This is a genomic window from Tardiphaga sp. (assembly GCF_044340795.1).
Taxonomy (GTDB): Bacteria; Pseudomonadota; Alphaproteobacteria; order Rhizobiales; family Xanthobacteraceae; genus Tardiphaga.
The window spans coordinates 1-23101 of record NZ_JBIISY010000053.1 but is presented as its reverse complement, the minus strand read 5'-3'; the positions used below and the strand labels follow the sequence as shown (position 1 = coordinate 23101).

The window sequence follows — 23101 nt, the reverse complement described above, 5'->3', positions numbered from 1 at the left end:
CCGGATCCCTCACCGGTGCCGGCGCCGCAACCTCCGGCCGGTGACGCCTACCGGCCGGAGGGTCTGCCCGATCATCTGTTCGGCAGCAACGATCGTGAGACGCTCGATAAAGTCTTTGGCGCTTACAAGGGCGCCCGTCAGTCGATCGGTGAGGCCGGTTCGGTGCCGGAAAAGCCGGAAGGATATGGCTTTGACGCCAGCGACAAGCTGAAACCTTACGTCGAGAATTTCGACAAGGATCCTGTCTATGGCGCCGTGCGCGGCATCGCGCACAAGGTCGGTATGTCGGACAAGATGTTCCGCGCTTTCCTACCGGCCGTGCTCGAGCATTTTGTGGACGGCGAGCTCGTCGCGGCGCCGGCCGATCCGAAGGCAATGCTGCGCGACATGGCGCCGGCGACCATGACGTCGGGCACCGACGCCGAGCGTGAGGCCGCCGGCGCGCGTCGTGTCCAGGACAATATCGCGTGGGTCGATGGCGCCAAAGCCAACAAGACCATGCCGGAGGGCGTTGCAGATTTCTTTGCCGCGTCGGCTGCCGGCGATCCCCGCGCCCACGCGGCCATCGAATGGCTGCGCGGCACGGGTGGTGAGCCGATGCCCGCCATGGGCGGCGCCGCCGGTGGCGGCACGAGCGAAGCCGATCTGAAAGCCCGCATCTCGGATCCGCGCGGCAAGGTCGGTGGGCCGGAGTATGACGCGGCTTTCGCCGCCGAAACCGACCGCCTCTACCGCGAAACCTATCGCTAACGGGAGATCCTCGCGATGAGCTACAGCAGTTCGGAAAACGCCGCGCGCGCCTCGGCGCCGGCACGCGGCCTCGTTCTGGTGAACAAGGCCGACGCGGATCTGCCAACCGTGGTGCGCGCATTGCGCATCACCTGCACAGCGGAGGTGACCCTGAAAATCACTCCCGCATTCAAAAGCGATGGCGCCACGCCTGCCGTCGATGCCGACGCTGTGACCATCACCGTGCCGGCCGGCGTGAGCTGGGAGCCGATCTGGACCCGCCGCGTCTGGGCGACTGGCTCGGCCGGCACTTGCGTCATCCATGGCGTTCCATTGGGGGCGTAATGCTCAATCTCGGTATTAACCCGGTTTCGCGCGCCAATCGAGGGCGCGCGGTTCCGCCACTCTTCGATCTCAACTTTGCAGCGGGGTCGGCGTCGCCGCGCGCCTTTGATCAGGAGCTGGTCGATAGCCGGGCATCGGATCAGTACGTGCAGACCTCCGCCGGGCTTTATGTCAAGAAGGCCTCCGGCGTGTTGCCGCTCACCGATTTCCTGCAGGTCGAGGCTGCCGGCAGTAATGCTTGTGTGCTCTCGCAGGCGATCGAGGATATGACGTGGTCGAAGGCCGCGATCACCGTCATGGCAAATACGGACGCGGGCCCCGATGGCGCGGCAACCGCCGATACGCTGATCGACGTGATCGGCATGGCCACCTGTCCTGCCGTGCAGCAGACCACGGCAATCAGCTACACGGTCGGCCTGCCCTATACGCAAAGTTTCATCGTCAAGCCCAAGACGACAAATTGGGTGCAGATCGCATGGCCAGGTGCCGTCTCGCCGGCCTATGCAAATTTCAACATCGCGACAGGGGCGGTCGGTAGCAATTCCGGCAATCTGTCGACATCTGCCCGTCTGCTAGGCAATGGCTGGTGTCTGATCTCAGCGACGGTGTCGGCTATTGCGACGACGTCGGCGCGGCCTGTTGTCTTCGCTTTGCTCGACAACGCAGATAGTGCGGCACGGCTGCCGACTTACAATCCATCCGGCGCCCGATCCGTTGCGCTGTGGCTGGCGCAGAACGAGCAGGCGCCGGCTCCCAGCTCGCCCATGCTATCCGGCGCATCGGCGGCCTCCCGCGCGGCAAACGCGATCACCGTCCAGCGTACCGGCGTGAGCCGGATCGTCTTTACCTTCGACGATGACAGCCAGCAGATCGTGACCGGCATCAACACCGCTGCGCAATACACGATCCCCACATCGCTCAACCGGCGATTGATCAAGCGCATGGTCGGCTACGCACCGTAACGGCGCCGCGCCGGCGACGAGTTAACACCGTTGGCGCTCATCCAGATTGACGGCGAACCGCGAGGGATAGACCCGCGATCGCCTTTGGCCCTCCGGCATTCCCGGACCTGATCGGCGGCGTGGCACTCGGCCGATAGCGGGGTTTGTGAACCCTCATCAGGATCTGGACGCCATGAGCATTGAAGCTCCCAACTGGTACACCACTCAATACGATCACAAGGTCTCTCACCTCCTGCAGTCCGAAGGCTTTCTGCTGCGCGGGACGACCGACGCTCCTGTCGAAGTCCACGGCAAAACGCTGAAGTTCTTCTTCATCGGTCGCGGTGAGGCTCAGCCCTTTGGCCCGACGCCGGAGCGTCCCAAGGCAGCCAACCTCGCGAAGACCACCAAAGACGTCGATATGACGGATTGGCAGTTCTACGAGGAAGTCCGCCACGGCGAGCCCGAAAAGATCTCGCCGGAATACCGCGGCAAGATCCAGGAGGCAGGCGCTTACGCGCTCGGCCGCAAGTTCGACCGCATCATCATGGAAGCGATGGATGCGGAAGCCGGCAACATCACGACCATCGGCGACGGCTCGGCGGCAATCACCCCGATCCAGACCAACACCGCCAAGGGGCAGATCAATTCGATCGGCATGATGTCGATGAATGAATTCTTCCTGCCGGTGCCGTCCATGGCCTGGGAACAGCTCAAGCTCTACAAGGTGTTCAACAATCGCGACTACACCGGCGAGCAGCAGCTGTTCAAGGGCAAGACGGAAAGCGTGCTCTGGAACGGCATCAACGTGTTCCAGGCGCCCGACGAGATGTTCACCTCGCCGAGCACCAATCAGGTCGACACCTATCTCTGGAACAAGAAGACGGTCGGCTTCGGCTCCAACTTCGCGATGAACAGCAAGATCACCTACGAAAACCTGATCACCGCGTGGGTCTACAACACCGTGATGTCCGGCGCCGCAAAGGTTCTGCAGACGGCCGGCGTGCGCCGCCTCCGCATCAACCTCAATCAGGCTCTCACCATCAACTGATGACCACGCGCCGGGATCTTCCCGGCGCGCCTTCGCTCGATCCGTCAACAAGGAACCATCACCATGGCTCTCGATGCTCAAAGCCTGATGCGCTTCGCCTCCGTTCCGTTCTCCGCGGGCGAAAGCAAATCGGCGTTTCTCTACGCCACCAACGACACGGTCACCCAGGTGCTCGCGTCCGGCTACTTCAACGGTGCGACCAAGACGCTGCGCAAGGGTGACCAGATCCTCTGCTCCTGCGTCAATGGCGGCACGCCGACCACCACGCATCTTGTCGTCACCTCGGCGTCCGGCGCGGCGACGGTCACGACGGCGGCCGCGACCTTCACCTAATCCTCCCGAAGGTCTCGACTGGCGGGGCGTTGACATCACGGTCTTCCGCCCCGCCGCTTTTTTTTGGCGGTGTCGCATGCCCGATGTGATCGATCACTTGAAAATCATGAACAACGCCCTGTCGCGCATCGCGGCGGGTTCGATCATGGCTGAGGATGAGGATACCGATCTCGCCGCTCAGACCGTGCCGGTCTATTATGACCGGCTGGATGCCGTCCTTGCGATGTATGGCTGGACGTTCGCCGGCAAGACATACAAGCTCGATCGGGTCGGCGAGACCGTCGAGAACGGCTATGTCACCGCCGACACCAAATTCATGAACGGCTGGCGCTACGGTTTTGCGTTGCCAGGCAACCGGGTCGGTGAGCCGCGCCGTGTCCTCGACAATCCGCGCAGGCCTGACTACCCCTTCCGCGACTTCCTGATCGAGGGCGGCAATCTCTACGCGGATCGTGATGAGCTTTGGGCGACCGTCACCGTCCGGCCAGATCCGATCGTGTGGCGCCCCGACTTCCGCCTGGCGCTGACATGTCTCGTCGCAGCTGATCTTTGCATCCCGGTCACCCATGACCAGCGACTGGCTGAAGCACTCTTCCAGCAAGGTGAAGGATCGCCGAGCGAGCAAGGCCGCGGTGGTCTCATCGGCCGCGCGATCGCTGCCGATGCCGCGTCGGCGCCGGCCAAGGCGCCCCTGCACAACACGCCCCTCACCGATGCGCGGTTCATGTAAATGGTCGCTCGGCCCGGCACATATCTGGCATCGAATAATGCGGGGGAATTGAAGCCCGAACTGCATGGCCGCACGGATCTGAAACAGTTCTACGCGGGGCTTGCCTATGGCCGCAACATCGAGCCGGTCGCGCAAGGTGGATCTCGTTTGTCGCCCCGGACCGTGCATGTGTCGCGGATCCGTGGCGGCCTGAATACGCTGACGCCATTGGTCAGCGCTTCGCCTGCGGGCGTCGCTGTTGCCGGGACACTGGCGCTTGTCGACTTCGGCTCGCCGAAAGCCCTGACGGTTGCGGTGGTAAGCAGCATCAAGGCCAGTCGAGAATTGGGCAAGATCCTGCAGCTGCAATATCTCGTCGACGGCGTGTGGATCCCGATGGGGAGTGCCTTCGGCGCGGGATCCGTCGCGAAGACGCGATCGGCCGCGCGGCCGCCGCGCGTCCCTGTCACCACGCGCATGGTGCGCCTGCAGCTACTCAGCGCGCCGCCGGCGCCGACAGATTTCTTCATCGAAAACATGTTCGGGTTTTCCGAGGTGGGCAGCAGCCTGGTCGGGCGGGTAATCCCCTTCACCTTCTCGATCGAGCAGACCTATGAGGCCGTTCTTACGCATAACTTCATCGACTTCTACCGCGATGACGTCTGGGTCGGCGGCTCGATCTCAGGCGTCTCGTCGAATTACATTGCAGCCGCCACCTTCCAGCAGCGCTTCGACACGCTCACATTATTTCACGAGAACGTGCCGTCCTGCAGGATCACCCGTGATGGCGCGGACGATAGCTGGGTGTTCGACATCCTGCCGTTCACGGAATATCCGCAAGTCGACCTCGGCGGCGTCTACACAAATCAGGTCGCCGATGTGTGGCAGGTCTATATCCGCTTCCCCATGGAGGAAGGCGACTTCCAGCGCGGCGCCGGCCTTCTGCTCAACTTCACGGTCAACGGCGAAGAAACCGGCGGCATTGGCGTCGGCGGCACCAGCAGCGCTGCGGATTGGCCAGGCTTCTGCGCGGCGCTGAAGGCTGCGATCGAGGGGCTGCCCTCCATTGGGCCCGGCATCGACGTGATATCCGACAATGCCGGCGGTGGCGGCGCCAACACCTGCACCGTCACCATCACCTTCACCGGAGATGACAATCTCGGTTCGGTGATGACGTTTAGTGCGCAGGTGGTCAACACGTCGAACGCAGCTGCAACGGTGTCGCATCAGGTCACCGGCCGCCCAGGCGGCGAGAACCTCTTTGGCCCGTCGCAGGGCTACGCGGCCTGCGGGCTATTCTATCAGGACCGCCTGGTGACTGGTGGTTTCCGGTCGAAGCGCGGAGCCCTGCTCGCCAGCGTGACCGGAGACTACTTCAACTGCAATATTCTGCAGGTGGCGGCGTCGGGCGCCATCCTCACCAACCTCGACACCGATGGCGCCGAGCGGATCATCGCCATGGCGCGTGCTCGCCATCTCGTGATCTTCACGTCAGACGCCGAATACTATGTGAGCGATCGCGCCCTCTCGAAAACGACAATCCCCACGATCGTCAATTCGTCGCGCAACGGATCGCTGGCCGGCATCGGTGCGGTCGAGAACGAGGGCGCGCTGCTCTACGTCTCGCGCAACAATGCCCTGATCTACGCGGCTACTTATGACGATGTGTCGGCAGCCTATGTCTCGGCGCCGATCTCCCTGCTGGCATCGCACATCGCAAGCAACGTGACCGGGATGGCAATGCAGCGCGCATCGACGGCGACCGACGCCGGACGCCTGCTGCTGCCCCGCATCGACGGCACGATGACGCTCGGCACGATGCTGCGCGGCGAGAATGTGACGGGCTTCACGCGCTGGGAAACCGCCGGGCTGGTGCGCAGCGCTGCGGTGAATGGGAAGAACAATGCTTACCTGCTCGTCGAGCGGACCGTCGGCGGCGTGCAGGAAATGCATCTGGAGCGCATGGCGCTCGGTGAAATCCTTGACGATGTGGTCAAGCAGACATTTCCGGTTCCGACCTCGCACATCACCGGGCTTGGTGCACATGAAGGTGCCGCGGTGTGGGCGGTCGCCGATGGATATGTCGAGGGGCCCTTCACGGTTGCGGGCGGAGCGATCGACATCGCCACGTCCGCGACGCAAGTGAGCGTCGGCCGATGGACGCCGCCGATCGCGGACACCTTGCCGCTGCCGTCGGAAGTGAGTGAGCGCGTCGTGCTTCGCCGACCCAAGCGCGTTCATACCGTCAAGCTCGACCTGATCGACACCACGTCCGTCGCTGTCGGCGCCAACGGCCTCGCGCCGAAAGAGGTTGCATTGGCGCGCGCGGGCGACCCGCTCAATGCACCGCAGGCGCCGGTCAATCGCACAGTGCCGGTCACCGGCCTGCGCGGTTTCTCCGATGCCGGGCAAGTTCGCATCACCCAGACCCGCCCCGGTCTCCTGGCATGGCGCGGCATCACCATCGAAGCGAGGACTTGAGATGGAAATGGCAATCGCAGCGATCGGCTCCCTCGCCTCGTCGATCGGTGGCGCGGGCGCGGCGGCTGCAGGAACAGCGGCGGCAGGAACGGCGGCTGCAGGTGCGGCCGGTACCGCAGCTGCAAGTGGCGGCTTTCTGAGCGCGATCGGCGGCATGTCGACGGTTGCGAGCGTGCTATCCGGCGGCGCCACAGTTCTGTCGGTTTTGAACGCCCAGCGCGCCGGCGAAGCCAAGGCGCAGGCACTGACGATGCAGGCCGCCGACGCGGACGTCTCCGCGCAGCTCGAAACCGTCCAGGGCACCGATCGGCGCAATTCCATCAAGGCCGCGCTGACGCAGGCGATCGGCGACCGCGACGTGGCTGCGGCGGCATCTGGTGTCGACCTGTCGTTCGGCACGCCGGCAGCCGCGCGCGCGCAGGCGCAGAAAGATGCCGACCGCGCGCTGTCGATCGATGCCGACACGCAGGATTTCCGCATCGCGCGCTTGCGTGAGCGTGCGGCCAACTACCGCGCCCAGGCCGCCGGCGCCAGTGCAGCCGGCCTCGGCACGGCTGCGGCGCTTGCCCTCGAAGGTGGCGCGAAACTCGCTCGGAGGGGGTGATGCCCAATAAGTTTGCAAGGTCTGTCGCCGTCGAGGACTTCAAGCCGCGTGGCCTGTTGCCCGACGGACTGATCCCGATCTCGCGCGCCGATGGATCTGCGGAGAGTGAGCTGGCAAGCGCCGCCGGCCGCGTGGCCGCCACCACTGGCGCGATCGCCGATGATCTCGCCCGGGAGGAAGGCAAGGAAGCTGGCAATGTCGCCGGGCTCGATCCACATTACCGGCCGGACGGATCGCTGACCATCCGCGGCAAAGCCTTCAACGATGCCGCGACAAAGACCTATCTCAATCGCCTCGACGCCGAGATGCGCACCGATATGCAGGCGACGTTTGAACTGCACCGGGACAATCCCAAAAACCTGAAGGCTGCTTTCGATGAACTGCGCGGCCGCTATGTGCAGGACGGGCCGGACGGCAAGGTGTTCCCGCAGATCCGCGGCGAATTCGACGCCCAATTCGCGCGCATGCGGATCCCGTATCAGAACAAGGCGCTCGGCAATTTCGAGGAACTGACCCATAGCGAGAACCGCGCATCGCTGATCGAAAAAACGACAACGCTGCAGACGACGGTCGCGAAGGTCGCGGCGCTCGACCCGAACGGTCCAGACACAGCAAAGATCGTAGCAAGCAGCATTGCGGAGCACGCCAAAGCAATCGACGAGCAGGTCGCAAATCAAAGCATGTCTGCTGATCACGGGGCGAAATTGAAGGTGAAGTTTCGCGATGATGCCCTTGTGTCAGCTGCGCTCGGTCAGGCCGCAGCGTTAAAGACGCCAGAGGATATCGCGACCTATCGCGAAAACGTCAAAAAGAAATTCGCGGCCGGAAAGTTCGAGGGCCTTAGCGCAGACGGCTACGCCACGCTCGACACCAATCTCGGTGCGCTGCAAAACAGCAAGCGCACCGAGATCAACACCGGCGTGACCCAGCTCGGCAAGAACCTCGACGACTATATCGAGCGTGCTGCATCTGGCTTCAACGTCACCTCCGGCGAATGGACACAGCTCGCGACAGCGCCGGGCGCAACCTCGCCGAAGGGCGCGGTGTTGCTGCAGTCCGGCGAGGCGAAGCTGAAGGTCGCGGCCTTGATGTCGCGGATGTCGATCGAGGATCAGGGCAAGCTGGTCTCCGGCATGCGCGCCCAGGTGAACAAGGATGGGTCCACCAGCGCCAGCGCGGAGGTCGTGCAGTTCGCCGAGCAGCAGCTGGAAAAGCAACGCAAGGCGATCGACACCGACCAGCTCGGCTATGCCGAGAACAAGCGTCTCGTGCCGGCGATCGCGCCGCTTGATTTCCAGGCATATGCCCAGACCGGCGACGCCGCCACCCTCGCCGCTCAGTTCCGCGACCGGACCGGCCAGGCGCGCGCGATCGGGACCGAATTGTCCCGGGCGCCTGTATTCCTGCGACCGGAGGAAAAAGAGCGCCTGAAGGAAATCGTCGATCGCGGCGGCGCGCCAGCGCTGCAGCTGGCCGGCGCCGTGGTGAAGGGTGCCGGCAATGATGCGCCCGCCATCCTGCGCGAGATCTCGTCGGATGCGCCGCTGCTCGCCCAGGCGGGCAACATCATTGCCAATGGTGGCAGCATGTCGGCCGCGCGCGATGCATTTGAGGCGGCGCGGATAAGGCAAGAAACCGGCAAGGATCTGCCGGGCGTGCCGACGACAACAGCCGGGCGTGTGGTGCGCGACACCTTTGGCACCGCTTTCGCTGCCCAGGGCGAAGATGGCGGCCGCATCAGAGCAACGGCGGACGCCATCGCCAAGACGCGCATCAATGCCGCGAACATCGACCCGGCCGGCGGCGAAGCCGAGACGATCTACCAGCGTGCGTTGCAGGAAGCTGCGGGCGCGACATTCATCAACGGCGAGCAATATGGCGGCGTCGGCTCCTATCGCACCGGCTGGTTTAGTCGCTCGCGCATGGTCCCGGTGCCATCCGGTGTGCGCGCCTCAGCGTTTCGGGACGTCATCGGCAGCATCACCGATGCTGACTTGAAAGCACTGCCGACCCCGCCGCAGACCAGCGACGGCAAGCCCTACTCCGCGCGCGACCTGTCATCAGCGGTGCCGGTCGCCGTCAATGGCGGCTATCGCTTCGCTATGGGCGACCCGATGTCGAAGGATCCGCAATTCATGCGTGGCGCTGATGGTAAGCCGTTCGTGCTGCCATTCGAGGCTGTGACGAAATTTGCGCCGCGGGTGCCGCGCGCCATGCTGGGAGGCTCGTGATGTTTCTTTCCGAGCCCCGCGAGACCGATATCACCTTCGGCGCTCCCGGCAATAACGCCACCATGGCTGAGGTGCTGAAAGACCTCAATCGCTCCGCGCTGGAAGGCCTCGACCGCGTCAACAGTCCAGAGAACGATTTCGATGCGACCAGAAAGGACCGCGAGGATTTCATCATTGGCGTGCGCGCGGCCTATCGCCAGAACCGGCTGGTCAACTTCACCAGCTCGCAGAATGCCGCGATGGCGGAGGCGACCGATTATCGCATTGCCATCGTGCGGGAACAAACCGGCGTCGTTCTCGAGAACCCGTTTCGCGACGGATATTTCGCCGATGCCTCGCGGCGCGTCGACGAGGAAGGCGGCGCCGGCAATCTGCAGGACAACCGCTATGCGTCGATCATCGCGCAGCAGCGCCGGATCTTCGACGAGCGTATGGGTGAGGTTCTGTCGAGCCACCCTGACAAGGCAAGGGCACTCGACTTCGGCCAGTCGATCGAGGACCAGGCGCGCGCGATCGCGATCAGCGCCGACTATGACGGGGAAAATCATCAAGGCGGTTTCCTCGCATCGCTGGTGGGTGGCCTCGGCGCTGCCGCGCGGGATCCGCTGCAGGTGGCGGCCCTGTTCGCCACGGGCGGCGAGAGCGTCGCCGGCACCGCCATCGCGCGCATCGGATGGAACGCCCTGCGCCAAGGCCTGCTCAATGCCGGGATCTCCGCCATTGAACAGCCGGCCGTGCAGGAATGGCGACGTGACGCCGGGCTGCGCAATGGTGTGGTTCCGTCGCTGGAAAATGTCGGGTTGAACTTCGCTTTCGGCGCCATCATCGGCGGCGGTGTGCATGGCGGTGTCGAGTTTTACCGCGCCGATCGCGCGGCGCTGCAGCGCGTCATGGACGGTACCGGCACCCCGGCCGATGTAGAGGCGGCCGCCCGCAGCCTTGGCGCCACGATCGATCCCGAAACCAAAGCCGCCCTCGGCATGGCCGAGCAGGACATCGGCCACGCCGCCATCGCCCGTGCTGACGCGCCGGAAGGTCTGCCGGCCGGCGCCGGCGACGAGATCGCCCGGCAGGCCATCCGCCATGCGCAGGATCCCGCGAACGAACCGCCGCCGCCGGTCGCCTCGCCGCCGGTGACGGCGCCCGACACCGCAGCTGCAGCGCGCGTGATGGATGAGGCCGTGACACCGCTGGACGGCGTTGCGGCGCTCCGTGGTGATCCGGCGCTGGTTGAGGGTGCCCTGCACTCCGGCGACCCGGCTTTGCAACAGGCGGGCCGCCTAGCCGCCCTGTCGGACGAGGCGTTCGGCCTGGTGCAGTCCGGCCGCGCCGCGCCGGAGCATGGCGTGGTCGTGGGCGAGCTGTCGCCAGATCCCAGCATGGACGCACCAGTGCTGGCCCGCCTCGCCCAGGCGGCGCCGGAAACGCCCGCGGAAGCTCGCCTGGTTGCGGCCGATGCAATTGAGGGCGAGGCGCGTAGGCGGGCTGCGATATCCGATACAAACCCACCTCCGCCAGTCTTGCCGCGAACGCCCCGCGGCCGCGCTGCAGCGGACCCAGAAACCTGGTCACTGTTCGAGATGCTCGCCCGCGAAGGCGGCTTAAAACCGGATCCCGAATTGGCCGCGATTTTCGGCACCGCGCGGGGGCCATTCGTGCCGAGCTTCGGACCGCTGGTCCGGCCCGCCGGCCGCGATCTCGATGATGCCCTGCGATTGGCGAAGGAGCGCGGCTACATGTTCGATGCGGCCGACGTCTCCGGCGCGGAGGGCAGCCTCATTCCGCGCGATCTGCTGGACCGGCTCGATGCCGAAAGTCGAGGGCAGCGCCAGTATAAGCTCGACCGTATACCGATCGAGCGCGATACCGCGGATCGGGATGCCCATCAAATCATCGCGCAGCTGCATGACGACATCGCCCTGACGTCGGGCGACAACGCCTTCCAGATCGACAAGGCGATCGAAGATCGGGTTGTGCAGATCATGACAAAGGAAGGCGGGACCGACGTGCTCTCCGCCTACGAGCGTGCTATTATGGAGGACGCCGACCGCTTTGAAGCGGTTGCTGCAGCGCGCGTCCAGAACACGAAAGTGAGCGAGATCGATGGCTGGGACATTCCTTTTGACGGCGGACCAGCACCGCGAGATGGCGGCGACCCTTCGCCAGGTGGCGGGACAGCCGGACGCGCCGACGCCGGAGCAGGCGGAGCAAATGGCGCGCAACCACGAGGCGCTGGCGGCGGCGATCGAGCGCCGGGAGACCCGCCAGTAGCGATCGACATGCCGGACGGCTCGCGTCGCGACGTCATGGACCTCGTGCCGATGATGCGCGAGGACGGCACCATGATCCTGTCCACACCTGAAGCCGTCGGCATGATGGCGGATCATCAGGAGGGGCTCGCCAATCTCATCAAGGGCTGCCGGCTATGACCATCCAGAGCTGTCTCACCAACTCCGTCAGCGCGGGCGAGATCACGCAACAGCAGGCGGACGATCTGCTGCAGCGCTACAATACGCATGTCGCGGCGTTTGCCGCCGCCGGGAATGCCAATCCGAATGCGGCGGCGCAGACTGCCCTCGCCCAGCAGCTCAATGCGGCCGCTCAGCGCACGCGCTATCTCGCCAGCCTTTCCGCACAAAAGCGAACCGAGATCGCCGCACATCTTCGCTCCTATACTGGCCCAGATGGCAAGGCTGATGTGTTTGAAGGCGCGATGCGACTGCTCGAAAACTACGGCTACAGCGGGACCTCGTCCGTGAAGGGTAGAACCAACTCGATCGTCTCCGTCATCCATGGCGAGATGGCGGACGTGCTGCAGGCTTTTGAGCGCAACTCGATCACCGGCTTTCGCCACAGCAAGCCGGCGGAGACCGATCTGGTTCGCGAGATCCTCGGCCAGCCGACCGGCAAGCCGGAGGTGAAGGCGATGGCCGACGCGGTGACAGGCGCGTTCGATCGCCTGCGCGAGCGCTTCAACGCGGCCGGCGGTGAAATCGGTGAATTGAAGGGGGGCTATATTCCACAGTGGCACGACCCGCGGGCGTTGCAGGCGGCCGGTTTCGACGCATGGAAAGCCTATATCTCCCCGCGGCTCGATCTGGCGCGCATGCAGGATCCGTTGACGGGAGGCCCTCTCATCCCTGCCCGGCTGGACGAAAGCCTGCGCAAGATCTGGCGTAGCGTTGTCACCGACGGCGTGATCGACCGCGCGCCATCGGCGCAAGCCACCGGCAACGGCGCCTTAGCCAATCAGCGCGCCGAGCACCGCTTTCTGCACTTCAAGTCCCCCGACGACTGGTTGGACTATGCCCGCGATTTCGGCCGCGGAGACCCGATCGCGGCGATCTTCCAGCACATCAAAGGAATGGCCGGCGACATCGCCAACATGGAGATCCTCGGCCCAAACCCGGGCGCGACGGTCGAGTGGCTGAAACAGGTGGTGTCGAGCGAGCATGCGAAAAGCATGGTCGGCGACCCCTCCCTGTTCCACGACAAGACGTTCTCGATCGGCGCAAAGTCAGAATTCGGAGGCAAGGCTGCGCAGCGGATCGAGGATCTCTATGGGTTCATCCGCGGCCGGCGAACGATCTCGCAGTCGGTTTCGACATTCACTGGCGATGTTCGCAACTTGATCACATCGGCGGCGCTCGGCTCGGCTGTGATCACCGCGGCGGCAACTGACGTTGCGGTTGATGCTGCGGCCCGCCGGGCGATCGGCATTGGTGCAGGCAATCTGCTGGGCTCCAACGCGAAGGTGTGGGCGGATACGGTTTCGACGATGATGAGCGGTCTACCGATCATGCGGCAAGTGTCACGCGTGATTGACGCGATGACTGGTGCGCCGCGCGACCAGGCGCTGCGCTCCGGTCTCATCATGGAAGAGTTCCTGCACATCGCTGGTGATGAAGCGCGCTACGCCGGCACGCTCGGCGGCCACACCTGGTCGCGCTGGCTTGCTGACCGCACAGTGTCGCTTACCGGCCTAGCGCCGATGACTGAAGCTCGCAGGTCGGTGTTCGCCCTCGACTTCCAGTCTCACCTTGCCGACATGACCGGCAAGACCTTCGATCAGTTGCCGCAGCAGCTGCGAGCAAAGATGGAAGGGTACGGCTTCGACGCGGCGCAGTGGGACACGATGCGCGCTGTGGCTCCGCATATTCCGCAAAAGGGATCGGCGGGCTGGTTGCGCCCTCTCGATATCGCGGCGACCGATCGCGCGGTAGCAGAACGCTATCTCGAAATGATCCTCGGTGAAACCGAACGTGCGGTCCCGACCGGGACCGCGCGATCTAAATCCTTTGCGATCGGCGCCGGTCCCAAAGGATCTTTCGCGACCGAACTGCTGGAGAGCTTCACGCAGTTCAAATCGTTCTCGATGTCGCTCACCACACTACAGCTGGAAACCGTCGCCCAGGAAGGCGGCTTCACCAGCGGCAAGGGTATCGGCTATGCGGCGGCGCTGATGATCCCGCTCACGATTGGCGGCATCGTCGCGACGCAGCTCAAGCAGATTGCCAATGGCAAAGATCCGCAGAAGATGAGCACGGCTACCGTGTTGCAGGGGATGGCTACCGGCGGCGGGTTCGGCATCTTTGGCGACTTCCTGCTCGCGGACGTCAACCGGATGGGCTACTCGCTGGGCGAACAGGCCGCCGGCCCGACCATCGGGCTCGTGACAGATCTGTTCAAGTTGACGGTGGGTAACGCTCGGCAGGCTATTCTCGGCAAAGATACTAATTTTGGACGCGAGGCAGTGCAATTCGCCGGCCGCTACATGCCGATCGTGTCCTCGGCGTGGCAGGCGCGGCTCGCATGGAAGCGCCTGGTGCTCGATCAGCTGCAATATCAGGTCGATCCGAACGCCCATCGGCGCTGGCGCGAGGAAGAACGCAAGGCGCTCCGCGAACATGGCCAGGGCTACTGGTGGCGGCCCGGCGAGCCGGTTCCAGATCGAGCACCTCAGCTGGTCGCGCCCTGAGTTAACACCGGGCCGGCGCGGCGATCATCCGCGCCATGAGCCTGACCTTTCCGATCCCTCGCGGCACCCGCACGGTGAGCTTCGTCACCGGCCCGGGACAAACTGTCTTCGGCCCGATCCCGTTCGTGCTCTACGACGCGCGGGATGTCGCGCTCCTGTCGTCGCCACCCGGCGGCGGCAATGCAGCCTATATTGAAAGCAATTTGTACACCGTCACGCCCGCGTCACCGTCGACGGCCTTCCCAGCCCTTTTCATGGTGACGCTGAACGCCGCCCTGCCGGCGAGCAGCCAGCTGGAGATCCGCGGCGTGCGGATCCCCGATCGCACAACGGATGTCACCCGCGCCGGCGTGTTGCAGTCGCAAAAGCTGGAAGCGGAAATCGACAAGCTCGTCCTCGCGCTGCAGGAAGTAAGGCGCGATCTGAACAGTTCGGCGCTGGCCAGTCTCGGCAATATGTTCGGCTTGCGGCTGCGCAATCTGGGCGAGCCGATGCTGCCGACGGATGCGACGACGAAAGGATATGTCGACACGCGCGACGGCACGCTGCAGCTGCAGATCAACGCGCTTGCTGTGTCGGGCCTGCAGTCTCCCGCGTTTCCTAGCCGCGACGCCGCGCGCGTCTCGAATATCGGCCCCGGCGTAACCTACGTTTCAACGGCTGGCTACTCGGTGCCGGGAGACAATGGCGGTGCCTTGTATCGGCGCGTGATGTCGCAGCCTTCGCATGCCGGCAAATTTCAATCCGCGGATGGCGCGTGGTGGGAGCTGGCGAGCTCGCCCGTCACGCCGCAGATGTTCGGCGCCAAGGCGGACTGCATCTCGCGCGGTGTCGGGACCGACGACAGTGCAGCCTTCAACATAGCGTACACCACGGCGCGGCTGCTCAAGACATATTTGCTCGTGCCTCCTGGCAGGTATCGCTGGGCGCAGCAAGTGCTGTTCGATGTCGGCGCCATCGTGTGCACCAGTTTCCTCGGTGCGGGCGAAGGCGAAACGACATTCATGATCGATACGTCGGTCCCCTCGCCGCAATTTCAGATCACCAATCGAACAGGGCCGGTGTCTGCGGGCCAGTACGCGTGTTTCTACGGCAAATTTGCGGGCTTCACGGTGGAGTCCTATTGCACGAACGGGATCGGACTTCTCATCGGCGAAGGCGACACACTCCCCAGCGGCAACACCTCCTGCTATTTCAACGGCACCTGGTTCGGTCCGATCGTCGTCGCCAATCGTGCGCCTAGCGTCAACAGCATCGGCGTGTTGACCTCCGGCCTCGTTACCAGCTGGTGCTATCTGACGGCAAATTGCGGCGGCGTGCCGGCTTCGCATGGTGGCGGCGCTGCGGACTTCTACGGCACCGCGCACAAAGTCCAGCACTGCACGATGACCGAATTCCACGGCGCGAACGGCAATGCGAGGATCGGCACCCACATCGCCGGGAACGGCTCGGTCTTCGGCTGTACGTGGTTCAATGTAGACTGGGAAGTTCTTGGCACGTGCTTCAAGTGCGACAATCCGAACGCTGGCGGCAACGGCTTCAACAAGATCAGTGGCGGCACGATGACGCTTTGCGACTGGGTCTTCGATGTCACCGACGGGCAAGGTCTGCTCGCAGAAGGTCACCTCATCGGGGACGTGCGCATTGCGATCATCAAGAACCATGACAGCGACATTGCTGGCGTCTACGGCGGCCACGGGCTCATCCTGCGCAGAAACAACCAGAGCCTGATCGGTAAGGTGCGCAACGGCAGTTTCTGGGACGGCAATGTGTCAGTGCCGCCCGGCCCCGGGTCGCCTGTGTCGGTCCAGCCCGTGATGCCGCCGCGCGGAACGTGGTTCAAAAACCGATGGGGACAGGCGGCCATCGTCTATGTGTACGGTGATGCGCTGGGCGCCAACGCAGCGACGCTGCAGATCTGGAAGCGTGCCTGGCACGACTATTCGTCCGGCGGACAACGCGTCGCGGTCGGTCCGATCTCCACAATTCCGATCAGGCTGGAGCCTGGCCAGAGCATCATGATCCCAGCCTCGCTAGCGGCGACAGCGACGTGGTTCTGGGAGCCGGCCGAGTAGCCGAGTTAACACCGCTGTCCGCACGCCATGGTGCGACCTCAACCGCGAGGTGCGCCATGGCTGCAAAACGAGATCCCGCTGCAATCCGCTACAGAAACCCCGGCGCCATGTGGGGGCGCACCGGCAAGCGGCCGGCCGGCGGCGCGACGGTGCCCACCAATGCGAAGATCCCGCTCAAATGGGGATCGACGCAGACGGTGTATCTCAGTGACGGCACCGGCCAGGGCAACAATATCGCAGTGTTTGACACCCCGGTGCAGGGCATCTGCGCGCAGCTGGACCTCTGGCGCACTTCGCCAAAGTATAAAAACAAGCGCTTCGCCGACGCGATCGCGACGTGGTCGGGTGGCAACAATGTTCCCGACTATATTGCCTACTGCAAAAAGCGGGTGCCCGGCCTGACCGATGACACGATCATGAACGATGCGTTCTGGTCGGGCCCGTCGGGCATTGCTTTCCTGAAGGCGCAGGCTGCGCACGAGGCCGGCAAGGCGATGCCATGGCCCGCCGCTGACTGGATCGAGGCGCAGCGCATCGTGTTCGGCAAGGCGCTTGCCCGCAGCAAACCGGCGGCTACACCGGCCGCAGCCGCGCCGTCCGACGTGGTGACGGCGCCGGCGCCGGTCGCGGTGAAGCGTCCAGGCATCTTGTCGACTCTGTGGAATGTCCTGCGCGGCAAGGACGCTGCGGTCGTCACCACGCCCGAAAAGGCGCGCCCGGGTCTGCATCCCGACGGCGACGCTGTTCTGTATGATCAGCAGGAAATGCTTTCGAGCAAAGGTTACACGGAAGTCGGCAACCCGGATGGCCTGATGGGCGACCGCACGAAATCGGCGATCAGGGAATTCCGCAAGCAGAACGGGCTGAAGCCCTCGGAAGCAATCGACGCCGAGTTCGCCTCCGCTCTCCTGACGGCCGGGCCGCGCCGTGTGGCGGCCGCGCGTGCTGATGCGACAGCGAAGGATCTGCGCGACAGCGGCAACAGCCAGATCAAGACGCTCGACGGTTTCGGAAATATCGGCTGGCTGCTCGGTCTGCTCGGTATTGGCGGCGGGGTTGATCAGTCAGGCTTGCTCGGCAAGGCGAACGACACGCTGCAGACCGCCCAGGACACGCTCGGCACGATCGCGACGGTGTTCCAGACGATCATCAATGTTGCGGCCTGGTGCTTCGCCCATTGGTGGATCTTCGCGGTCGCCGCCGGGTTGTATCTTCTGTTCAAGGTCGCCATGGGCGTGCTGAACGTTGTTGTCCTGTTCAAGCAGGGCTTTCTCTCGCGGGCGGATCGCTGATCAATGGAACATGCCGGCCTTATCATCTCGGCGATCGGCTTGCTGGTCGCCCTGATCGGGACGTTGTGCGGTGCCGTGTGGTGGCTGGCAACTCAGCTCTGGGCTCAAAAGGAGAAGACCTATCAGGTCGAGATCTGGGCGCGAGACGAGTTTGTGAGCAAAGACAGCTTCGGCCTCGTAGTCGGACGCGTCGAAAAAAGCATCGCCGATTTCCGCGGCGAGTTTGCCGGCCGCCTCGAAAAAATCAGCGACAAGATCGACCGCATCGCGGCGTGAGACTTTTGCAAGAAAACGGCAAAAAACGCCGCCTATGAGACACGCAAGTCTTTGATTTTATTGGGGTGTCCACTAGCACGCCGAATGCGGCGACGGAAGGGCGCCATGCTTCCCATACCACCGTCTGGTCAGCCTCTCCCGTGCGTGAAATAGTTCACGGAGAGCCGGATCGACCGACCGCCAATCCGGGACAACCGGAGTGCATCAGGGAGAACGCATATGGCCGACGGAATTCGTCTGAATGGCAGGATCGCTGTCGTCACCGGGGCTGCCGGGGTGATCGGCACCGAAACCATCAAGCTGCTTGCCGCACGCGGGGCGAAGATCGTCGCTGTGGACCGCGATGCTGCGGCCCTCGCGCGCGCGGTCTCGGGCCTCCCCGCCTCCGCTGAAGCCCTCTCCATCACCGCCGACGTCACCAGCGAGGAAGACGTGATCGGCTATGTCGCCGCTGCGGTGAAGCGCTTCGGCACCATCGATATCTTCTACAACAATGCCGGCATCGAGGGCACGATCACGCCGATCGTGAAGGCCTCGCTCGCCGATTTCCGAAAGGTGCTCGACGTCAATGTGGTCGGCGTCTTTCTCGGCATGAAGCATGTGCTGCCGGTGATGCTGAAGCAGGATCGCGGCTCGATCATCAACACCGCGTCGATCGCCGGCATCATCGGCTCGCCCGAAATCGCGGTCTACAGCGCCAGCAAGCATGCGGTCATCGGCCTCACCAAGAGCGCCGCGCAGGAATGCACCGGGACCAATGTGCGCGTGAATGCGGTCTGCCCCGGCCTGATCGACAGCCGCATGCTCTCGGCCATCACGGATGCCCGCGTCGGCCGCGGCTCGCCCGCACCGGTGGAGAAGGTCGTGGACCGCGTACCGCATCGCCGGCTCGGCCTCGCAAGGGAGGTCGCGCCCATCGTGGCGTTTCTCGCCTCGGACGATGCGAGCTATGTCACTGGCTCTGCCTATACCGTCGATGGCGGCCGCACCTCGGCATAACCCAAAACCAAGAAGAGCAGATCATGCCCGTCGTTCTCGATCCCGATGCCAATGCCGTCCTGAATGTCTTCCGCGATGCCGGCCGTCCGCCCTACGAGACGCTGACGCCGCCGGAAGCGCGCGAATGGTATCTCAAGGCCCGGCCGGTCGCCAATCCGGAGCCACCGGAGCTGGCATCCGTGCAGGCGCTCACCATTCCCGGACCGGCTGGCGCGATCCCTGCCCGTCTCTACACGCCGAAGACGCTCCGCCAGCAGGACGGGATGTCGCCCTGCCTGGTGTTCTTCCATGGCGGCGGCTGGGTGATCGGCGACCTCGACAGCCATGACGTGGTGTGCCGCTTCCTCGCCTATGAAGGCGAGATGCTGGTGATCTCGGTCGACTATCGCCTCGCGCCCGAACACAAGTTTCCGGCCGCCATCGACGATGCCATCGCCGCCACGCGCTGGATCGCCGACAATGCGGTGCAGCTCAATATCGATGTGAAGCATCTGTCCGTCGGCGGCGACAGCGCGGGCGGCAACCTCTCCGCCATCGTCGCCATCGATGCGCGCGACAACGACGGGCCGAAGCTCAAAGGCCAGATGCTGATCTATCCGGCCACCGATTTCCGCATGAACCATCCCTCGCACAGCGAGCCGGAAACGAGCTGCCTGCTCACGCATAATGTGATCCGCTGGTTCGCGGACCACTATCTCAACAAAGCCGCCGATATCGACAACTGGCGTGCGTCTCCTGCGCGGATGGAGAACCTGAACGGCCTGCCGCCCGCTTACGTGCTGATTGCGGGCGCCGACCCCCTGCGCGACGAAGGCGATGAATATGCCAGGCGCCTCGCCGACGCCGGCGTCGCGGTCAAGCTCAAAACCTATCCCGGCCAATTCCATGGCTTCATCACCATGGGCAAGATCCTGCCAAAGGCCAATGAGGCGCTGCATGACATTGGTGGATGGCTGAAGTCGCTGTGACGACCAGATCAGGCTGATCGCGTCTCGACGGCCGCCGCGCGCGCGGCGCGGCGCATGGCCTGCGGCGGCTGCCCGAAGCTGCGGATGAAAGCCCGCCGCATGCGTTCGGGATCGCGAAATCCAGCGACTTCCGCGATCTGTTCAATGGCTTCGCTGCTGTCCTGGACCCGCTGTTTGGCGACATCCACGCGCAGGCGCTCGATGGCCTTCGACGGTGTCGCTCCGGTCTCCGCGATGAAGGCCCGCGTGAAATGCCGTGCACTCATGCCGGCCTGCTCCGCCAGTTGCTCCACCGTGAGCGCCTGATCGAGACGCTCACGCGCCCAACTCAGCAGCGGCGCAAAGCGCCCTGTGGGCGCCTTCAGTTCGAGCAGCGACGAGAATTGCGACTGGCCGCCACCGCGACGGTGATACAGCACGAGCTGGCGCGCCGCAGCCCGCGCGACGTCCTCACCGTGATCTTCAACGATCATGGCGAGTGCGAGATCGATACCGGCGCTGATGCCAGCCGAGCTCCAGATATTGCCGTCGCGAACAAAGATGCGGTCCGGCGTCAGCCTGACGCGCGGATAGGCGGTCAGGAACTGCCGCGTATGCCGCCAATGCGTCGTGGCCATCCGGCCATCGAGCAAGCCTGCTTCGGCGAGCACATAGGTGCCCGAACAGACACTGGCGACGCGGCATCCCCGCCGGGCCGCGTTGCGCACGAATGCGCGGATCCGCGGACAGGCGGCGGCCGCGCGTACGCCTTCCCCACCGACAATGATCAATGTGTTGAGACCGGCAACTGACCTTAAGCCGCGTGCCAGCAAGGTCACGCCCGACGAACTCGCGACCTCTCCGGCATCGGCGGCAATCACCTTGATCGTCGACGGCACGCCCGCGACCCGGCCCGCAATCTCGAACGCCGCAATCGGCCCGGCGGCATCGAGCAACTGAAATTTCTGAAAGACGAGTATGCCGATCATGGTCAGGCCTTCGTGACAGATGAATGTCCGATATCGAGGGATATTAGACATTTCGGACGTCATGCCATCATGACACAGTGAGGCGGTCAAGCAGCCAGCTGCCCGCCCGTCAGGAGATCGTCATGGCCTCACCCATCCGCATCGGCTTCGTTCTGTTTCCGAATGTCACGCAGCTTGACTTCACCGGTCCGCTGCAGGTCCTGTCACGCGTTCCCGGCGCGGAGGTGCATCTCATCTGGAAGCGCATCGAGCCGCTCACCAGCGACACCGTGCTCACCTTCCTGCCGACCACGACCTTTGCCGACTGTCCGCAACTCGACGTGATTTGTGTGCCCGGCGGCGCAGGTGCCGACGATGCGATGCTCGACGAAGAAATCCTCGCCTTCCTGCGCAAGCAGGCCGCCAGCGCGCGCTACATCACGTCGGTCTGCACGGGCGCACTGGTGCTGGGCTCCGCTGGCCTGCTGAAAGGATATCGTGCGGCGACCCATTGGTCGGCGCGATCCTTCCTGTCCCGTTTCGGCGCGACCCTGGACACGTCACGCGTCTGCGTCGATCGCAACCGTGTCACCGGCGGCGGCGTCACCGCCGGCATCGATTTCGCGCTGACACTGGTGTCGCTGATGTTCGACCGCAAGACCGCAGAAATGATCCAGCTCGGGATCGAATACAATCCGGCGCCGCCTTTCGATGCTGGCTCGCCGGAGAGCGCACCGGTCGATGTCGTGTCAGCTTTGACCGAACGCGCCGGCGGATGGAAGCAGCGCGAGGCCAAGGTCGCGCGCGCGGCCGAGAAGCTGGGCGCGTAAGCAGGCCGCGTCACCCGGCCAACAAAAAAAGCCGCGCATGTCGCCAAGCGCGGCTTTCTTCAGATTCGGAGCTGGCGATTACGAGCCGGGCGTCCAGGCCTGGTAGTCGCCGGTCGCCTTGGGGCGGCGGCCCGAAGCCAGCGTCGAGCCCGACGGGCGATAGGCTGCCGGCGTGCCGGTCAGATTCGGCAGATGCGGCTTCTGCCATTCGCGCGGCTGGTAATCCTGCTCGCTCGGCACGACGTCCGTGGTGTGATGGATCCAGCCATGCCAGCCGGTCGGAATGCGGCTCGCTTCGGCATAACCGTTATAGATCACCCAGCGGCGCTCGAAGCCCAGCGTTGGGTCAATCTTGCCGCCTTTGGTGCGGTAATAGCGGTTGCCCTGCTCGTCGGTGCCCACCAGTTCGCCGAATCGGCTGGTCCACAGATCGGTCCCGAAGGTCGATCCGCTCCACCAGGTGAAGAATTTCAGCAAAAACTGTTTCATGTTTTGAGCCGTTCCAGGGAATTCGTCGGCCGTTGATGCCATCGGGACCGCCAAATGTCCAGTTGCCGACGCGACGCATCGCCGCTCGCAACTGTTTGTGAGACCACCTCTGCGGCCTGCTTTCGAGATCACATCTAAGTCACAGGCAATGCAGCGCTTTGTTCATGCCTTGTACATCGGACACAGCGCGAAATGGCCCCAAGATATGCGCTAACCGCGCGGAACATGCTCTGCGCGAGACTGTTGGGAACATATCCAGATAGGAGAAGACGATGACTGGTTTGAAGGTTCTGAGCATTGCGGCGCTTGCGGCGGTAGCGATCCCGGCCATGGCGACGCCGAGCTTCGCAATTGAGAAGCGCGTGGTCATCGGCAGCCCGGGTGGCGGCGGAGGTGGCGTGGCCATTGGCGGCGGTGGCCGCGGCTTCGGCGGCGGCGGTGGTGGTTGGCATGGCGGCGGCCCACGCTTCGGCGGCGGTGGCTGGCACCATGGCGGCGGCTGGCGTGGCGGCGGTTGGCGCGGTGGCGGCTTCGGCCCTGGCTTCGCAGCCGGCGCGGTCATTGGCAGCGGCCTGGCGGCCAGCAGCTATTATGGCAATTCCTACGGTTACTACGGCGGCAGCCCCTATTACGGCAGCCGTTATTATGACTACGACGATGCGCCGGATGTCGTTGAAGTCGCACCGCGCAGCAGCGGCGGCGATGTCGATTACTGCATCCGCACCTACAAGTCGTACAACGTGCGCACCGGCACGTATCTCGGCTATGACGGCCAGCGCCACGCCTGCCCGTAACGTCTGATGCCATCACGATCGAGGGCGAC

21 protein-coding genes are annotated in these 23101 nt (G+C 64.2%); 18 read left to right on the top strand and 3 right to left on the bottom strand.

The window, feature by feature from the left end; all coding sequences use genetic code 11:
* The first annotated feature begins 15 nt into the window (after nucleotides 1-15).
* From ACIQ17_RS11415 to ACIQ17_RS11370, 10 genes are all read left to right on the top strand, one after another.
* Nucleotides 16-750, top strand: coding sequence for a hypothetical protein (locus ACIQ17_RS11415; protein WP_398468534.1), 735 nt, complete (start codon nucleotides 16-18; stop codon nucleotides 748-750).
* Nucleotides 751-765: 15 nt separating this feature from the next.
* Nucleotides 766-1074: a hypothetical protein gene (locus ACIQ17_RS11410; protein ID WP_398468532.1), complete on the top strand. Its 309-nt coding sequence runs from the start codon at nucleotides 766-768 to the stop codon at nucleotides 1072-1074.
* Between the two features lie 146 nt (nucleotides 1075-1220).
* Nucleotides 1221-2036 (top strand): hypothetical protein, encoded by an 816-nt coding sequence (locus ACIQ17_RS11405; RefSeq protein ID WP_398468530.1) that lies wholly within the window; start codon nucleotides 1221-1223, stop codon nucleotides 2034-2036.
* 172 nt (nucleotides 2037-2208) lie between these two features.
* The gene (locus ACIQ17_RS11400; RefSeq protein WP_398468528.1) at nucleotides 2209-3066 is read left to right on the top strand and encodes a phage capsid protein; all 858 of its coding nucleotides are present in this window, start codon (nucleotides 2209-2211) and stop codon (nucleotides 3064-3066) included.
* Nucleotides 3067-3129: 63 nt separating this feature from the next.
* Nucleotides 3130-3399, top strand: a complete 270-nt coding sequence (locus ACIQ17_RS11395) for a hypothetical protein (RefSeq protein ID WP_398468526.1) — start codon at nucleotides 3130-3132, stop codon at nucleotides 3397-3399.
* A gap of 76 nt (nucleotides 3400-3475) precedes the next feature.
* Nucleotides 3476-4129, top strand: a complete 654-nt coding sequence (locus ACIQ17_RS11390) for a hypothetical protein (RefSeq protein ID WP_398468524.1) — start codon at nucleotides 3476-3478, stop codon at nucleotides 4127-4129.
* Nucleotides 4130-6589 carry a hypothetical protein gene (locus ACIQ17_RS11385; protein WP_398468522.1) on the top strand — a complete coding sequence of 820 codons (2460 nt, stop codon included), beginning with the start codon at nucleotides 4130-4132 and terminating at the stop codon, nucleotides 6587-6589.
* 7 nt (nucleotides 6590-6596) lie between these two features.
* A complete protein-coding gene (locus ACIQ17_RS11380; protein WP_398468520.1) occupies nucleotides 6597-7193 on the top strand; it encodes a hypothetical protein in 597 nt (198 codons plus the stop codon).
* Nucleotides 7193-9424, top strand: a complete 2232-nt coding sequence (locus ACIQ17_RS11375; RefSeq protein ID WP_398468518.1) for a hypothetical protein — start codon at nucleotides 7193-7195, stop codon at nucleotides 9422-9424. The genes ACIQ17_RS11380 and ACIQ17_RS11375 overlap by 1 nt, the downstream gene beginning before the upstream one ends.
* A complete protein-coding gene (locus tag ACIQ17_RS11370; RefSeq protein ID WP_398468516.1) occupies nucleotides 9424-11853 on the top strand; it encodes a hypothetical protein in 2430 nt (809 codons plus the stop codon). The genes ACIQ17_RS11375 and ACIQ17_RS11370 overlap by 1 nt, the downstream gene beginning before the upstream one ends.
* On the opposite strand, the gene ACIQ17_RS11365 is transcribed toward ACIQ17_RS11370, so the two are convergent.
* Nucleotides 11811-12086 (bottom strand): hypothetical protein, encoded by a 276-nt coding sequence (locus ACIQ17_RS11365; protein WP_398468514.1) that lies wholly within the window; start codon nucleotides 12084-12086, stop codon nucleotides 11811-11813. The genes ACIQ17_RS11370 and ACIQ17_RS11365 overlap by 43 nt on opposite strands.
* Before the next feature lie 51 nt (nucleotides 12087-12137).
* On the opposite strand from ACIQ17_RS11365, the gene ACIQ17_RS11360 reads away from it, so the two are divergent.
* The 6 genes from ACIQ17_RS11360 to ACIQ17_RS11335 all read left to right on the top strand — a co-directional run bounded on the left by ACIQ17_RS11360 (nucleotide 12138) and on the right by ACIQ17_RS11335 (nucleotide 20012).
* Entirely contained in the window at nucleotides 12138-14402 is a 2265-nt protein-coding gene (locus tag ACIQ17_RS11360; protein ID WP_398468512.1) for a hypothetical protein, read from the top strand.
* A gap of 35 nt (nucleotides 14403-14437) precedes the next feature.
* Nucleotides 14438-16477: a hypothetical protein gene (locus tag ACIQ17_RS11355; protein ID WP_398468510.1), complete on the top strand. Its 2040-nt coding sequence runs from the start codon at nucleotides 14438-14440 to the stop codon at nucleotides 16475-16477.
* Between the two features lie 56 nt (nucleotides 16478-16533).
* Nucleotides 16534-17769 (top strand): peptidoglycan-binding protein, encoded by a 1236-nt coding sequence (locus ACIQ17_RS11350; protein ID WP_398468508.1) that lies wholly within the window; start codon nucleotides 16534-16536, stop codon nucleotides 17767-17769.
* 3 nt (nucleotides 17770-17772) lie between these two features.
* Complete coding sequence (locus tag ACIQ17_RS11345; protein ID WP_398468506.1) at nucleotides 17773-18045, top strand: hypothetical protein; 273 nt, start codon at nucleotides 17773-17775, stop codon at nucleotides 18043-18045.
* Nucleotides 18046-18264: 219 nt separating this feature from the next.
* Entirely contained in the window at nucleotides 18265-19044 is a 780-nt protein-coding gene (locus ACIQ17_RS11340; RefSeq protein WP_398468504.1) for an SDR family NAD(P)-dependent oxidoreductase, read from the top strand.
* A 23-nt stretch (nucleotides 19045-19067) separates the two neighbouring features.
* Nucleotides 19068-20012, top strand: a complete 945-nt coding sequence (locus ACIQ17_RS11335) for an alpha/beta hydrolase (protein WP_398468502.1) — start codon at nucleotides 19068-19070, stop codon at nucleotides 20010-20012.
* Nucleotides 20013-20020: 8 nt separating this feature from the next.
* Here ACIQ17_RS11335 and ACIQ17_RS11330 read toward each other — a convergent pair whose 3' ends face one another.
* Nucleotides 20021-20980: a GlxA family transcriptional regulator gene (locus ACIQ17_RS11330; protein WP_398468500.1), complete on the bottom strand. Its 960-nt coding sequence runs from the start codon at nucleotides 20978-20980 to the stop codon at nucleotides 20021-20023.
* A gap of 122 nt (nucleotides 20981-21102) precedes the next feature.
* On the opposite strand from ACIQ17_RS11330, the gene ACIQ17_RS11325 reads away from it, so the two are divergent.
* The gene (locus ACIQ17_RS11325) at nucleotides 21103-21789 is read left to right on the top strand and encodes a DJ-1/PfpI family protein (RefSeq protein ID WP_398468498.1); all 687 of its coding nucleotides are present in this window, start codon (nucleotides 21103-21105) and stop codon (nucleotides 21787-21789) included.
* A gap of 78 nt (nucleotides 21790-21867) precedes the next feature.
* Here ACIQ17_RS11325 and ACIQ17_RS11320 read toward each other — a convergent pair whose 3' ends face one another.
* Nucleotides 21868-22278 carry an NADH:ubiquinone oxidoreductase subunit NDUFA12 gene (locus tag ACIQ17_RS11320; protein ID WP_398468496.1) on the bottom strand — a complete coding sequence of 137 codons (411 nt, stop codon included), beginning with the start codon at nucleotides 22276-22278 and terminating at the stop codon, nucleotides 21868-21870.
* Between the two features lie 272 nt (nucleotides 22279-22550).
* Here ACIQ17_RS11320 and ACIQ17_RS11315 point away from each other — a divergent pair, with 272 nt between their 5' ends.
* The gene (locus ACIQ17_RS11315; protein ID WP_398468494.1) at nucleotides 22551-23072 is read left to right on the top strand and encodes a BA14K family protein; all 522 of its coding nucleotides are present in this window, start codon (nucleotides 22551-22553) and stop codon (nucleotides 23070-23072) included.
* The last annotated feature ends 29 nt before the right edge of the window (nucleotides 23073-23101 follow it).

Bases quoted from the DNA above. Each gene is read 5' to 3' on its own strand.
- ACIQ17_RS11410 (WP_398468532.1), top strand. From the start codon at position 766: ATGAGCTACAGCAGTTCGGAAAACGCCGCGCGCGCCTCGGCGCCGGCA.
- ACIQ17_RS11400 (WP_398468528.1), top strand. From the start codon at position 2,209: ATGAGCATTGAAGCTCCCAACTGGTACACCACTCAATACGATCACAAG.
- ACIQ17_RS11395 (WP_398468526.1), top strand. From the start codon at position 3,130: ATGGCTCTCGATGCTCAAAGCCTGATGCGCTTCGCCTCCGTTCCGTTC.
- ACIQ17_RS11390 (WP_398468524.1), top strand. From the start codon at position 3,476: ATGCCCGATGTGATCGATCACTTGAAAATCATGAACAACGCCCTGTCG.
- ACIQ17_RS11385 (WP_398468522.1), top strand. From the start codon at position 4,130: ATGGTCGCTCGGCCCGGCACATATCTGGCATCGAATAATGCGGGGGAA.
- ACIQ17_RS11380 (WP_398468520.1), top strand. From the start codon at position 6,597: ATGGCAATCGCAGCGATCGGCTCCCTCGCCTCGTCGATCGGTGGCGCG.
- ACIQ17_RS11375 (WP_398468518.1), top strand. From the start codon at position 7,193: ATGCCCAATAAGTTTGCAAGGTCTGTCGCCGTCGAGGACTTCAAGCCG.
- ACIQ17_RS11370 (WP_398468516.1), top strand. From the start codon at position 9,424: ATGTTTCTTTCCGAGCCCCGCGAGACCGATATCACCTTCGGCGCTCCC.
- ACIQ17_RS11365 (WP_398468514.1), bottom strand. From the start codon at position 12,086: ATGTGCGGCGATCTCGGTTCGCTTTTGTGCGGAAAGGCTGGCGAGATA.
- ACIQ17_RS11360 (WP_398468512.1), top strand. From the start codon at position 12,138: ATGCGACTGCTCGAAAACTACGGCTACAGCGGGACCTCGTCCGTGAAG.
- ACIQ17_RS11355 (WP_398468510.1), top strand. From the start codon at position 14,438: ATGAGCCTGACCTTTCCGATCCCTCGCGGCACCCGCACGGTGAGCTTC.
- ACIQ17_RS11350 (WP_398468508.1), top strand. From the start codon at position 16,534: ATGGCTGCAAAACGAGATCCCGCTGCAATCCGCTACAGAAACCCCGGC.
- ACIQ17_RS11345 (WP_398468506.1), top strand. From the start codon at position 17,773: ATGGAACATGCCGGCCTTATCATCTCGGCGATCGGCTTGCTGGTCGCC.
- ACIQ17_RS11340 (WP_398468504.1), top strand. From the start codon at position 18,265: ATGGCCGACGGAATTCGTCTGAATGGCAGGATCGCTGTCGTCACCGGG.
- ACIQ17_RS11335 (WP_398468502.1), top strand. From the start codon at position 19,068: ATGCCCGTCGTTCTCGATCCCGATGCCAATGCCGTCCTGAATGTCTTC.
- ACIQ17_RS11330 (WP_398468500.1), bottom strand. From the start codon at position 20,980: ATGATCGGCATACTCGTCTTTCAGAAATTTCAGTTGCTCGATGCCGCC.
- ACIQ17_RS11325 (WP_398468498.1), top strand. From the start codon at position 21,103: ATGGCCTCACCCATCCGCATCGGCTTCGTTCTGTTTCCGAATGTCACG.
- ACIQ17_RS11320 (WP_398468496.1), bottom strand. From the start codon at position 22,278: ATGAAACAGTTTTTGCTGAAATTCTTCACCTGGTGGAGCGGATCGACC.
- ACIQ17_RS11315 (WP_398468494.1), top strand. From the start codon at position 22,551: ATGACTGGTTTGAAGGTTCTGAGCATTGCGGCGCTTGCGGCGGTAGCG.